Genomic DNA, 12,683 nt, shown 5'->3' with positions numbered 1-12,683 from the left:
AAAAAAAACAGGCGGCCTCCTGTCCAAAAACAGGAGACTTGCCTGTTGTTCCCAGAGCTTAGTCGACTTTGACGCCATCGACTTCTACGATATCCCGGAATTCCGACAGCAGATGTGTCGTGATGGGGCCCGCTTGTCCGGAGCCGATGATCCGGCCGTCTACTTCGCGTACAGCGATGACTTCGGCGGCCGTGCCTGTGAAGAATACTTCGTCGGCGACATAGACATCGTGCAGCGTGAACGGTTCTTCCTTAAGCGGATAGCCAAGCTTGCCGCACAGCTCCATGATCGTGCCGCGCGTGATGCCTTCCAGCGCCCCGATGTAGCAGGGCGGCGTGTAGACGACGCCTTTTTTGATGATGAAAATGTTATCGCTCGACCCCTCGGCTACATACCCCTGGGCATTGAGCATGATGGCCTCGCCTACTCCGGCCAGATTGGCCTGGATTTTGACGAGGATATTATTAAGATAGTTGAGCGATTTGATCTTCGGATTGAGCGCGTCCGGGATGTTGCGGCGCTGCGTGACGGATACCGACACCAGCCCGTTTTTGTAAGCCTCCTCCGGATAGATCGCCAGCTGCTCGACGATGATGATCACCCAGGCAGTCGGACAACGCTTTGGATCAAGACCGAGGTTGCCGGGACCGCGCGAGACGATCAGGCGGATGTACCCGTCACGCAGGCCGTTCCTGCGGATCGTCTCGACCAGTGCCTGTTCCATCTCCTCATAAGACAGCGGGATATCCAGCATGATCGACTTCGCCGAATCATACAGCCGCTCCAGATGCTCCTTGCACTTGAAGATATTGCCCCCGTAGATGCGGATTCCCTCGAAGATGCCGTCTCCATACAAGAAGCCATGATCGTAGACGGACACCTTCGCATTTTCCTTCGTGACATATTCACCGTTTATGTAAATCCATTGCTCAGCCATTCGTTGGTGACACCTCCGATAGAGTAGTTGGCAGACCCGGGTCGGGCCTGCGGGAGATTAGCCTTCATATTGGAAGGACGGGTAGGATCCCATGTTGCGCACCTGGCAGCCGATCGCTCGGATTTCTTCCAGCGCGGCAGGCAGCAGCACGGTATCCATGGACATCTCGATATCAATCACAAAGTAATAGCTCCCCAGCATGCGTTTGGTGGGCCGTGATTCAATGCGGGAGAGGTTGATGCGTCGCCATGCGAAGGCAGAGAGCACTTGATGAAGCGCCCCGGGGTAATCCTCGGGGAGCGTGATATGAATCGTCGTCTTGCAGGTATCGGAGCTCCGTTCCGTAAACGGCCGGTCGCCCACCAGCAGAAAGCGGGTAAAGTTGTTGTTATGGTCTGTGATCTCCTCCTGCAGCAGGTCCAGACCATGGAGGGCGGCCCCCGCTCGCGTACCGATCGCGGCCCAGCCGGCTTCGCGGCTTTCCTTGACCATCGCCACTGCCTCCACGGTACTGCCGATATGCTCCATCTCGGCATGCGCCAGGTGAGCCCTGAGCAGCTTCGTGCACTGGGCCATCGCGACCGGATGGCTGAGCACTTTTTTTATTCTAGCATAGTCCAGCCGTCCTTGCTCGTCCAGACACTCCTCGGCTCGTCCGATCAGGTTCTGCAGGGACGGGAACACCCACTCTGCCTGGATCGGCAGCTGTACTTCGTGGACGAGCCAATCCATGTGCAAGCTGACCGAGCCTTCGATCGTATTCTCGATCGGGATGATACTGTAGTCCGTCTTGCCGCCTGCCGTGGACAGGAAGACATCGGCTATCGACTTGTAGTAACTCCAACTTGTCTCCGTGGAGGCAAACAAATATCGCGCCGCCTCATCGGAAACACTGCCTTGCGGCAGCAATGCTGCACTGATCATGCGGTGATTTCTCCTTTGATCCACTCCATGAGCGTGATGTCGCCGTGCGATTCGTCAAGTATCGTGACAACAGGGCCTTCCAGACAAGGGAGGAGCCAGCGGGCCTCTGCCCCGCTATGCTGCTGCTCCAATGAAGAGAGCAAGAACTGCTCCAGTTTCTGTTTTTGCTTGCTCTTCTTGTCCACCAGCGCCAGCATCGTCGGTCCGGCGCCGCTGAGCGCGGCCCCGAGGGCGCCATGCTCGGTCGCTTCCGCGAGGATGCGCTCCATCCCGGGGATCAGCGCGGCGCGGTACGGCTGATGCAGCCGGTCCTTCATCGCATGACGAATGACGCCAAGATTGCCGGAGGCCAGGGCAGCTACGAGCAGCGAGCTGCGTCCTACATTATAGACGGCATCCTGCTTGCTGTAGCTCTCAGGGAGAGCATGTCTGGCCTTATCCGTCGACAGTTGGAAGTCCGGGATCGCGACGAGTACCTCCAGATCCGGATGAGGCTCCAGCCGGATCGCTTCCGCCCGTTCCCCGTCCCAAGCGGCGACGACGATGCCGCCCAGCAAGGAAGCACCGACATTATCCGGATGCCCTTCCAGTGAGGTCGCGATCTGGAACAGCCGTTCCTGACTGAGCCGTGACCCTGTGAGCCGATTGGCTGCGGCAAGCGCGCCGACGATCGCCGAAGCGCTGCTGCCCAGGCCCCGGGTCAGCGGGATCTCGCTATACATGGCGATTCTCAGCTCCGGGATCGATACCCCGACCTCGCGGAATAGCTGCTGCGCCACCTTGTATATAAGGTTGGACTTGTCGGTTGGGATACCTTCCATGCCGTCGCCATAGAGCGTGATCTCTGTCGTCTCGGCCACGCTCATCTCGACCCAGGCATAGAGCGACAAAGCCATGCCCAGCGCATCGAACCCCGGCCCGAGATTGGCCGTACTGGCAGGCACCTTGACGATGACTCTTGGATATTCGGTTGCTTTCATCCGCCTATCCCTCTACCCGATAGACGCTTTTCACTTTGCGGATCACGCCCAGTGTGCTGAACTGGTCCAACACGCGATTGACGGCCGCTTTATTCGCATCATGCGTGATGATGATGATCTCGGCTTCGGGGTTGGCCGAATTAGGCTGCTGCAGGACCGATTCCAGACTGACTTCATGGTCCGCAAATACTTGCGTGATCTGAGCAAGCACGCCGGCCCGATCGTCAACATGCAGCAAGATGAAGTATTTGGAGGAGATCTGCTCATCCGTCTTCAGTTTTTTCTCCTTGTAAACGGGAGTCTGCTGCAGTCCGTTCACCCCAAGCTTAAGATTCTTGACGACTGCAACCAGATCGGCGACGATCGACGTCGCGGTTGGCAGCTCGCCCGCTCCGGCGCCATAGAACATCGTTTCTCCCACCGCTTCTCCGTATACATATACCGCATTGTAAACGCCGTTTACAGAGGCGATCGGATGGGTATTCTTCACCATAGTCGGCTGCACAGTAATGCTGAATTGGTCATCCTGCCGCTCAGCGATGCCGAGCAGCTTGACGACGTAGCCCAGCCTGCTGGCATATAGAATATCTTCCCGGCTGACGCCTGTCATGCCTTTGGTGCTGACGTCCTCAAGCGCCACATTGGCACGGAAACCCAGCGTCGACAGAATCGTCATCTTGCGGGCTGCATCGAGTCCCTCGACATCGGAGGTCGGGTCGGCTTCGGCATAACCGAGCAGTTGCGCCTCCTTCAGCACCTCGTCATAGGAGACGCCTTCCTGGGCCATCTTGGTCAGCATATAGTTGGTCGTGCCGTTGACGATGCCCATGATCTTGGTGATGCGGTCCGAAGAAAAACCGTCGATCAGCGTCCGGATGATCGGGATGCCTCCTGCCACGCTGGCCTCGTAGAACACATCGCAGCGCTGCTCCTGCGCCTTTTGCAGGATATCCGGGCCATGCAGCGCCATCAGATCTTTGTTGGCCGTCACAACATGCTTGCCTCTGGCCAGCGCTTCGAGGATGTATTCCTTGGTCTGTTGCACGCCGCCCATCACTTCGACGATGACGTCAATCTCCGGATCGTGGATAATATCATACGGATCCTCGGTAAGTTTGTCCGGATCGATCGCAATGCTCCGCGCTTTTTCGCGGTTCTGCACGAGCACTTTATGGATAACGATCTCCGAGCCGCTCTGGCTGCGCAGATCCTCCTGATGGCCTTCGATGATGCGCACCACACCGGTGCCGACGGTGCCCAGTCCAAGCAATCCTACTTTTACAGATTTCATTATAAATTCCCCTCCACTGTCTGGTTCTAATCTAGCCTTGTCCGGTTAGCGTTGCCTTGCGCACCCCGTCCTGCTGCCGGATCGCTTCGATCAGCGCCGTCACCGGCTGCTTCATCAGTCCCGTATCGACGGAGATGACCACACCGGCCATGCCCTGCAGCGGGATGCTCTGATGAATCGTCAGTACGTTGCCCTCTGAATCTGCTACCAGGGCAAGCACTTTGGACAGGACGCCTGATCGATGATCCAGATCCATCGCGATCGTAACGATGCGCTCACGTTCCATTTGATCGAGCAGGTAGATGCCGTCTTTATATTTGTAGAACGCGCTCCGGCTCAGACCCACCCGCTCTACTGCCTCATGGACGGTAGGCGCCTCACCGCGCTGCAGCATTTCTTTGACCTGCATCGTCTTGATAATCGCTTCCGGAAGCATATCTTCTCGAACGACATAATAACGTTCTGTCATTAATCGTCCTCCCCCAATAGACAATCGTCTTCGTATAGTGGACATTATATCGAATTCTGTCACCTGTGGCAATAGGTCGCTCAAGAAAGAATATAAAAAATAAAAAGCCTCCCGAAGGAAGCTTTCAATCAACGTAAAAACGTCCAGCACCGAACAACTTTAAATCAAAGTTCAAAACGTCCGGTTTTCAGCACCGAGAAGGTTGGAGGCAGGAGAAAATGAGGAGCGGAGCGTAGTGGAGGCTACGTGAGCACCGGAATTTTAGACTGCATTCAAGATTCGATGTCGAGATCGCTCCTCTGAATTACTTCGTGATCAAAAGCGGACTTTTGAACTACCTTTACTCGAATATATAGTCGCTGCCTTCGAAGAACTCAAACCCATAATCCCCGATCCGCACCAGATCGCCATCCTTCGCTCCCGCTTTGCGCAGCGCAGCGTCCACGCCCATCTTGCGCATAACTCTCGCGAATCGCATGACCTCATCATACGAGTTCAGATTATGGCGCTTTATGAACTTCTCGATATGGGCGCTTTCGACAACATAGATGCCATCATCGTAATGGACCGTGAAGGATTCGTCTTCTTTTTTCTCATACTTGAAGACGACGCGCTCTTCGTCAGCCTGCGCCGCTTCCACCGACGGTTCTTCGACGATCGTATCGAGCAGATCCGCAGCCTTGTAAAGGAGCTCCTGGATGCCTTGTTTGGTCAACGAAGAGATCGGCACAATCTCGTAGACGCGGTCGCCCGAATGCTCCGCCAGCCGCTCGCGGAAAGCCGCCAGGTTAGCTTCGGATTCCGGCATATCCATCTTGTTGGCGGCGATGACCTGCGGTCGTTCAGCCAGCTTCGCGTTGTACTGGACAAGCTCCTCGCCGATGGCCAGCCAATCCTCGAACGGATCTCTTCCTTCGGAACCGGACATGTCAACGACATGGATAATGACCCGCGTCCGCTCAACGTGACGGAGGAACTCGTGGCCGAGTCCTACACCTTCATGCGCGCCCTCGATCAGTCCCGGCAGATCCGCCATCACGAAGCTGCGGTCATCCCCGACATCGACTACGCCGAGATTGGGTGTAATCGTCGTGAAGTGGTATGCGCCGATCTTGGGCTTGGCAGCGGATACTACCGACAGCAGAGTGGACTTGCCTACGCTAGGGAAGCCTACCAGACCCACGTCAGCCATCACCTTGAGCTCAAGGATGATCCAGCGCTCTTCCCCTTCCTCGCCATTCTCGGCGATATGTGGAGCAGGATTGTTCGGGGTAGCGAACCGGATATTGCCTCTTCCGCCGCGTCCGCCCCGGGCGACGACAACTTCCTGGCCGTGCCGCGTCATATCTGCGATCGTCTCCTGGGTATCGTCGTCAATAATAACGGTGCCAGGCGGGATTCTCACGATCATATTGTCAGCGCCGGCGCCATGCATTCCTTTGATCTTGCCCTTCTGTCCCCGCTCGCCCTTGAAATGCCGCTGATAACGAAAATCCATCAGTGTGCGCAGCCCTTCGTCGACCCGGAAGATAATATCCGCTCCCCGGCCGCCGTCTCCGCCGGCAGGGCCGCCCTCGGGTACGTACAGCTCGCGGCGGAAGGAGACGATCCCGTCTCCGCCATTGCCGCCTTTTACAAATATCTTCGCTTTATCTACAAACATGATGTTCCTCCATTCAATAGCCCGTCTCCGCCTGCAGCACAATGCGGTTCATCTCCGGTGCTAGGGTCACGATACGAAACCGGGAGTCGGCCACAGCTTCTCTGATCTGCCTCTCCATCGCAGGCGGATCCTCGAGCTCTCCCGTCAACTGTATCATCACTTCCACCACCCCATCATACTGCGCCATCTCCAGGAGCAGCCGGGGCGCATCGCCCTGGACGGCACGGCTGCAGTGGCGATATGCTTCTATGAGACCGGTGAGACGATCCGCGTGCAGTCCGCTGTCTCTGCCAAGCGCCGTCCAATCCACTTCTTCCTCCAGTATGACTTCCAGCTGCAAGGACTTGGAAGCCGTCCGGAACGTTTGCAGGAACAGTACCAGCTCCGGCTCGCCCAGCTTGGCGATCCGGCTTTCCATGATCATCCTGTCCCTTATTCTCTCCACGCACTGAACTGTTTTATCCGGCTTCTGGAGGCGGATATAACCGTAGAGCACCTGCAGCTCATTCATCCAGTCATGCCGGTGATGATTGAGTGTGCGGATCGAAGCAAGCCGCACGTCGTCCACAGCCTGTTCAAGACGCCCGGACTGCTCCTTCCGCTCAGCTGCGATCCACACGGCAGCTGCAGCGGTTACCCAGGCTACGAACAGCAGGTGTGATGCAATATTGCTATGCGCCGCCAAGACCAGAGCGGCGGGCGCCGCGATCGACGCGGCTGCGCCGTATTTCCACCAACGCAAGCGATTCATGACCCTGCTCCCCGTTTCTTATCATTCACAACTTTTAACAGTATAGCATGTCCTGCGTATGCAGGCCATAAAATAACCCCGGCCGCAAATCATCAGGCCGGGGTTATTTTTATGGCGATTAATTTTCAGCAGCTGCAGCTACAGGAGCTGCATCAACCGGGTACACGCTCACTTTTTTGCGATCGCGGCCCCAGCGTTCAAACTTGACCACGCCTTCCACTTTGGCGAACAAAGTATCATCCTTGCCGATACCTACGTTGTTGCCCGGGTGGATCTTCGTGCCGCGCTGACGGAACAGGATGCTGCCGGCTGTGACAGTCTGGCCGTCCGCACGCTTGGCGCCGAGACGCTTCGAGTGGCTGTCGCGTCCGTTCTTCGTCGAGCCGACGCCTTTTTTCGAGGCGAATAGCTGAAGATTCAGTTTCAACATGGTGGTTCCCTCCTTCTACATCAGATGTTCATGAATAACGACAAATCTGCCGTACGATTGGTGTATGGTGTCCAGCATGACTCGCATCGATTCCAGCAACAGCTGGACCTGGGCATCCGTCTCCGGCGAACCGGTCAAGGGTACGTCCGAGGATAACCAGCCGTTCTTCATGGAAGCGGGCAATACGACGCCGGTCAGAGCCTCGATGCTGTTCACCGTACCTACCGAAACCGCCGATACGCCGGCGCAGACGATATCCTTGCCTGCCCGCGCGTACTGCGCATGTCCCTCAATAGTAAAGGCCGCAATCGTCTTGTCAGCCTGCCTGCGCTCGAAGGTTATCCGTATCACCGCAGGATCCTCTTAAGCCTGGATCTTGCCGATGGTTACTTTCGAGTACGGTTGACGATGACCTTGCTTGCGACGATAGTTTTTCTTCGGCTTGTATTTGTATACGATGACTTTTTGACCTTTGCCGTGCTTCTCGACAGTTGCCGAGACGCTCGCGCCTGCTACCAGCGGCGTGCCTGTTACGAGCCCTTCGCCATTGGAAACGGCCAATACTTTATCGAACGTAAAGCTGTCGCCTGCAGTTGCGTCCAGCTTCTCGATGAAAAGCACATCGCCTTCCTGAACTTTGTACTGCTTACCGCCTGTTTCAATAATTGCGTACATGGATGGTGCACCTCCTCATGTCTAAGACTCGCCTGATCCCAGGTGGCAGCGGCGCTCTGTCCGCAGCGCTTCATTACCCGACCGGAGCGGTTGTAGCATGACTAGCCAAAACACTAGACACACTGGAGTATTCTATCATATCCCTGAGGCAAATGCAAGCTAAAACTGTCTTCCCGACGCGCTATCGCTTGCCTGGACCACTGCTGCCGACATTTCCCAGCCCCGCATAGCGTTTGCCGCGTCCCCGGCAGGCCGGACAGGTCTCGTAGAGACGGCTTATCGCACTCTCCCGGGTCTTTTTCCGCGTCATCTCCAGCAGACCAAGTCTCGTCCAACCAAGGACATGGCTCTGTGTTTTGTCGGCCTTCAGCGCTTCCTCAAACTGCTGCTTAACGGCAGAGCGGTGTTGTTCCTCGGTCATATCGATGAAATCGACGAGTATGATGCCGCCCGCATCCCGCAGGCGCAGCAAGCGGGCGATCGCTTGTGCTGCCTCCAGGTTAACCTGGTACACCGTATCTTCCAGCGTATCGGTGCCGACGAATTTGCCGGTATTGACATCGATCACCGTAAGCGCCTCCGTCTGATCCCATACCAGCTCTGCGCCGCTTGGCAATCTCACGCGACGTGCAAATGCGCGCTCCAGCTGCCCTGTCACGTCCCGGCTCTCCAGCAGGTCGCTCTCTTCAGCATGAAGCCGAAGGCGCGGCAGCAGCTCTGCTGCCGCTTGCCGCAGCAGCTCCGCAACGGCGTCATAGATTGGCTCGTCATCGACCCACAGCTCATCCGGTCCATCCGTCAAAAGTTCGCTTAAGATGCGCTGCGCCAGCGTCGCTCCGCTGTATAGCGCAATCGGCGCTTCGCAGTCCGCTGCGGCGCCGGCGATGTCCTCCCAGGTCCGGCGCAGCCGCAGGACATCCTGGGCGAGCTCTTCTGCCGAGGCATGCTGGGCTGCAGTACGCAGGATGATGCCCTCCTCCGGCTGCCGCAAGGACTCCCCTGCCGCCCGAAGCCTGGCCCGATCCTGTTCGGAGGCGATTTTCTTGGATATACCGACATAACCGCCTCTGGGCATATATACCAGGCTGCGCCCCGGCAGCGCGAGATTCGTCGTAATCCGGGCTCCTTTGCCATCGATTGGCTCTTTGACGATCTGCACCAACAGCTGCTCACCCACCCGTACCAGTTCTGTAATGGACGGTTTGACCGCAGCTGCACGCTCGCCGCCGTTGGGCTGCAACAAGTCGTCAATGTAGAGAAAAGCGTTTTTGCCCTGGCCGATATCGACGAATGCCGCTTGCATCCCCGGCAGCACATTGACCACCCGGCCTTTGTAGATGCTGCCTGCCGCCTGTTTGCCTTGCAGCTGCTCCGCTTGGATCTCCACGAGCCGGCCGTCCTCCAGCCAGGCCATGATGGTTTGTTCCGGTTTTTTCTGAATCAGCAATTGCCGCATCGCGATCTTTCACCTGCCCCTGGTCCTTATGACCGGATTGCCTGTCCTGCAGGCTTCTGCTTTATTCTACCTGAAAAGCTCCCTGACTTCACCTCCGGGAATGCCATGCGTCAGATAGCCGTCGACCAGACGGCTCTCGGGAAGCACTTGCAATTCGTGGCTCTGCTGACCTTTGACGTAGATGAGGTGATAATGATTGCGCCGCAGCAGCCGCAGGATATCCAGCACAGAGCTGCTGCCGCTGACGATGATCGGCTTGGCCGGCTCGCCGGTCTGCAGCCTGCGATCAGCCGATGCATTGCGCCGCATAAGGAAGCGAATAAACAAATAGGAAAGATTGCGGTAATGATGCCAATTGGTGAACAGGAGAAAAAGGCCGATAATCAGCAGGTTCATCTGGATTCCTCCGCCGCCAATCAGCGGAGCGAAAGCGGCAGCCACCATCGCAGCGCTGAGGAACAGACTGATCCTGGCGCTCCAGAGCAGCGTCCGGTGATATGGCATGCGGCAGCTAATCCATGCCTGGAGCAGCCTGCCGCCGTCCAGGGGCAGGATGGGCAGCAGATTGAACAAACCGATCATCAGATTGGCCTGCAGGAGATGATCCGCCCATATCGGAGAGATCCAGCCAGCCTCCCCCATCAGCCATGCTGCCGCTCCCATCCAGACATTCTGCAGCGGTCCTGCCAGCGTGACGACGACTTCCTCCCGCACGGGCATATGATCCAGCTCCTCCACCTCTGCCACGCCGCCAAACGGCAGCAGCCGGACCTCCTTCACCTGCCAGCCATAGCCCCTGGCTGCCAATACATGACCAAGCTCATGGACGAAGACGATGACAAACAGGGTGATCAACTCGATGAAGTAGCCGGTCACGACCGACGCCAGCATGACGATGACGAATAACGGGTGGATGGACCAGCGGATACCCAGCCAGCGGTTAGTCAAACGGAATCACACCGGCCGGATCGACATACTGTTCCCCATCCCGCACAGCAAAGTAAAGCACAGCCTGTCCGCCTGCACTCTGCAGTGTGCCGATCTTCTCACCTGCCTCAACCCAGTCATGCGGGGCAATCCCGGATGAAGCCAATCTGCCGTAGACCGACAACATGCGATTGGCGTGCTGGATAATAACCGTCTCTCCCAGTGCAGACTCATCCGAGACGATCAATACCCTGCCGCGCTCAACCGCCCGTACTTCGGCCGAAGGTGCGGCGGCGATCTCAATGCCACTGGAGCGCTCAGTAAACCCCCGTATGATGATGCCGGCGTCGACCGGCGCCACAGTGTCGGACCGGACGCCGGTATGCGCCCGCTCCGCAGCCTCCTCCCGTCCTCCGAAGATCGGGATAAATGCGGGCGAGCCAGCAAATGTACGATCATACCAGGCCGCGGCTGCCGAGAAATCCATCTCTTCCGTCAGCATACGGGTGATCAGCGCCTGTCCGGTCTTGGCCCAGGGCATGTCCAATTGATAGATCCCCCAGCCGCTGCCCAGCAGGAGCAGACTGAGCAGAATTTTGAGCTGCAGTTCCTTGAGCAGCTGCGCCCCGCCTGACCGCACTGGCGGCGGACTTCCCCCTTGGTCTGCAGGCGCATCCCCACTCCGCCAGCCGAGCCAGGGATTGGGCTGCGACTTCCAGAGCAGCTCCGGATCCGGCTCCTCGGCCTGCTCTCTGGCCGGAGACGGCGGGCTTGCCAAGACCTGGCGAGCCGGCTTGTCCACAGACGTCAACGCCGCCTTATGCTCACCGTCCATCAATTGCCGGATCCGTGCCTGCCGGCGCTGTCTGATCGTTTCCTTCGTTTCCATCTGCCATCCCTCCCAACCCTTCCGTGCCCGGTCGCAGCTAGCCGGACATTTCACTATCATACTTATGTGGCGGGGAGCTTGTTTATGTTTCTCCGGAAAGCACAAAAAAGCCTCTCCCGCAGGGGAGAGACCTGGCGGCCTAAGGCAATACTCAGGCTTGGTCGTGTTTCTCTTGATGCGCTCTGATGCTGAATACGAGTCCGATGCAGAGCATATTGAGCAGCAGCGACGTGCCGCCATAGCTGACGAACGGCAGCGTGATACCCGTTATCGGCATAATGCCGATCATCATCCCGATGTTCTCGAAGATCTGGAAGACGAACATTGAGACAATGCCGATGATAATGAACGAGCCGCGCCGGTCATAGCACTGGAAGGCGATGATAATCATCCTGTAAATAAATATAAAATAGATGAGCAGAAGGATGGCCGAGCCCTGGAAGCCAAACTCCTCGCCGATGACCACAAAGATCGAATCCGAATACGGGTAGGGAACAAACTTGCCGTTCTTCGAATCGCCCTGCATATATCCGTCGCCCGTCAAACCGCCGGAGCCGATGGCGATCATCGCGCGTTCAAGCTGATAACGTTCGTCGCGGGAGGCCTGCTCGGGATTGACAAACGTATTGATCCGCTGGTACCAGTGCGCCCGGTTCTTATCCTCCAGATAATCTCTGATCTCGTCATTGAAGGTATTGAACAGGGTCGAGAACAACATGACTCCTGCCGCAACAGCAACGATACCGATCAGAACATGGACGTATTTGACGTTGCCGATCCACAGCATGCCCAGCACGATGGCGACATAGATGATCGCATTGCCGAGATCCGGCTGGATCATGACCATCAGGAACGGCACGAATGAGACGATGAAGATCGGGATCAGATCCCGCGTGAACTGCAGCGTCTCGCCCTGCCGTCTGCCCATGAGCACCGTTATGGCAAGAATAATCGTCAGTTTGACCAGCTCTGCCGGCTGCAGCTGAAAATCGCCAATCACGAACCAGCTGCGCGCGCCGTTGACCGGCTCGGTGAACAATACCGCGACCAGCATCACCAGCCCGATTGCATACGGCACATACCAGAAGCGCAGCAGAATGCGATAATCAAAAAAAACGGACACGATGACAACAACAAAACCGGCGATAAAGAAATACATCTGCTTTATGTCGTAGTTCGTATAGCCCGGATATATAAACGTGGCGCTCCGCACCGCCATAAAACTGATCACCATGAACAGTCCCAGCAGGAACAAAATGCCCCAGTCCAGCCGCTTAAGCTTGCTTAGCAC

Annotated in this window: 14 protein-coding genes and 1 other annotated feature; all 14 genes read right to left on the bottom strand. The window is 57.0% G+C overall.

What is annotated here, in order from left to right:
* Window positions 1–58 precede the first annotated feature (58 nt).
* A complete protein-coding gene (ilvE, locus tag ABC336_RS26535; RefSeq protein WP_413241526.1) occupies window positions 59–937 on the bottom strand; it encodes a branched-chain-amino-acid transaminase in 879 nt (292 codons plus the stop codon).
* Window positions 938–994: 57 nt separating this feature from the next.
* Window positions 995–1,861 carry a prephenate dehydratase gene (pheA, locus tag ABC336_RS26530; RefSeq protein ID WP_413241525.1) on the bottom strand — a complete coding sequence of 289 codons (867 nt, stop codon included), beginning with the start codon at window positions 1,859–1,861 and terminating at the stop codon, window positions 995–997.
* Complete coding sequence (gene thrB / locus ABC336_RS26525) at window positions 1,858–2,841, bottom strand: homoserine kinase (RefSeq protein ID WP_413241524.1); 984 nt, start codon at window positions 2,839–2,841, stop codon at window positions 1,858–1,860. The genes pheA and thrB overlap by 4 nt, the downstream gene beginning before the upstream one ends.
* A 4-nt stretch (window positions 2,842–2,845) precedes the next feature.
* Entirely contained in the window at window positions 2,846–4,132 is a 1,287-nt protein-coding gene (locus ABC336_RS26520) for a homoserine dehydrogenase (protein WP_413241523.1), read from the bottom strand.
* A gap of 31 nt (window positions 4,133–4,163) precedes the next feature.
* On the bottom strand, window positions 4,164–4,601 hold the full coding sequence (locus ABC336_RS26515) for an ACT domain-containing protein (protein ID WP_413241522.1): 438 nt from the start codon (window positions 4,599–4,601) through the stop codon (window positions 4,164–4,166).
* A gap of 340 nt (window positions 4,602–4,941) precedes the next feature.
* Window positions 4,942–6,264 carry a GTPase ObgE gene (obgE, locus tag ABC336_RS26510; RefSeq protein WP_413241521.1) on the bottom strand — a complete coding sequence of 441 codons (1,323 nt, stop codon included), beginning with the start codon at window positions 6,262–6,264 and terminating at the stop codon, window positions 4,942–4,944.
* Window positions 6,265–6,277: 13 nt separating this feature from the next.
* A complete protein-coding gene (locus ABC336_RS26505; RefSeq protein ID WP_413241520.1) occupies window positions 6,278–7,015 on the bottom strand; it encodes a Spo0B domain-containing protein in 738 nt (245 codons plus the stop codon).
* 118 nt (window positions 7,016–7,133) lie between these two features.
* Window positions 7,134–7,445, bottom strand: a complete 312-nt coding sequence (gene rpmA / locus ABC336_RS26500) for a 50S ribosomal protein L27 (protein WP_413241519.1) — start codon at window positions 7,443–7,445, stop codon at window positions 7,134–7,136.
* Window positions 7,446–7,460: 15 nt separating this feature from the next.
* Window positions 7,461–7,796 (bottom strand): ribosomal-processing cysteine protease Prp, encoded by a 336-nt coding sequence (locus tag ABC336_RS26495; RefSeq protein WP_413241518.1) that lies wholly within the window; start codon window positions 7,794–7,796, stop codon window positions 7,461–7,463.
* A gap of 12 nt (window positions 7,797–7,808) precedes the next feature.
* On the bottom strand, window positions 7,809–8,120 hold the full coding sequence (rplU, locus tag ABC336_RS26490) for a 50S ribosomal protein L21 (RefSeq protein WP_413241517.1): 312 nt from the start codon (window positions 8,118–8,120) through the stop codon (window positions 7,809–7,811).
* A 14-nt stretch (window positions 8,121–8,134) separates the two neighbouring features.
* Window positions 8,135–8,222 (bottom strand) — a sequence feature (ribosomal protein L21 leader region).
* A gap of 79 nt (window positions 8,223–8,301) precedes the next feature.
* Window positions 8,302–9,576: an Rne/Rng family ribonuclease gene (locus ABC336_RS26485; RefSeq protein ID WP_413241516.1), complete on the bottom strand. Its 1,275-nt coding sequence runs from the start codon at window positions 9,574–9,576 to the stop codon at window positions 8,302–8,304.
* Between the two features lie 66 nt (window positions 9,577–9,642).
* A complete protein-coding gene (locus ABC336_RS26480) occupies window positions 9,643–10,524 on the bottom strand; it encodes a M50 family metallopeptidase (protein ID WP_413241515.1) in 882 nt (293 codons plus the stop codon).
* The gene (locus tag ABC336_RS26475; protein ID WP_413241514.1) at window positions 10,517–11,392 is read right to left on the bottom strand and encodes a peptidoglycan DD-metalloendopeptidase family protein; all 876 of its coding nucleotides are present in this window, start codon (window positions 11,390–11,392) and stop codon (window positions 10,517–10,519) included. The genes ABC336_RS26480 and ABC336_RS26475 overlap by 8 nt, the downstream gene beginning before the upstream one ends.
* Window positions 11,393–11,543: 151 nt before the next feature.
* Entirely contained in the window at window positions 11,544–12,683 is a 1,140-nt protein-coding gene (locus tag ABC336_RS26470; protein ID WP_459564715.1) for an FtsW/RodA/SpoVE family cell cycle protein, read from the bottom strand.

It is taken from the genome of Paenibacillus jepli, assembly GCF_047238105.1.
Classification (GTDB): domain Bacteria; phylum Bacillota; class Bacilli; order Paenibacillales; family Paenibacillaceae; genus Paenibacillus_D.
The sequence above is the reverse complement of the archived record's forward strand: the minus strand, read 5'-3'. Positions and strand labels throughout refer to the sequence as shown.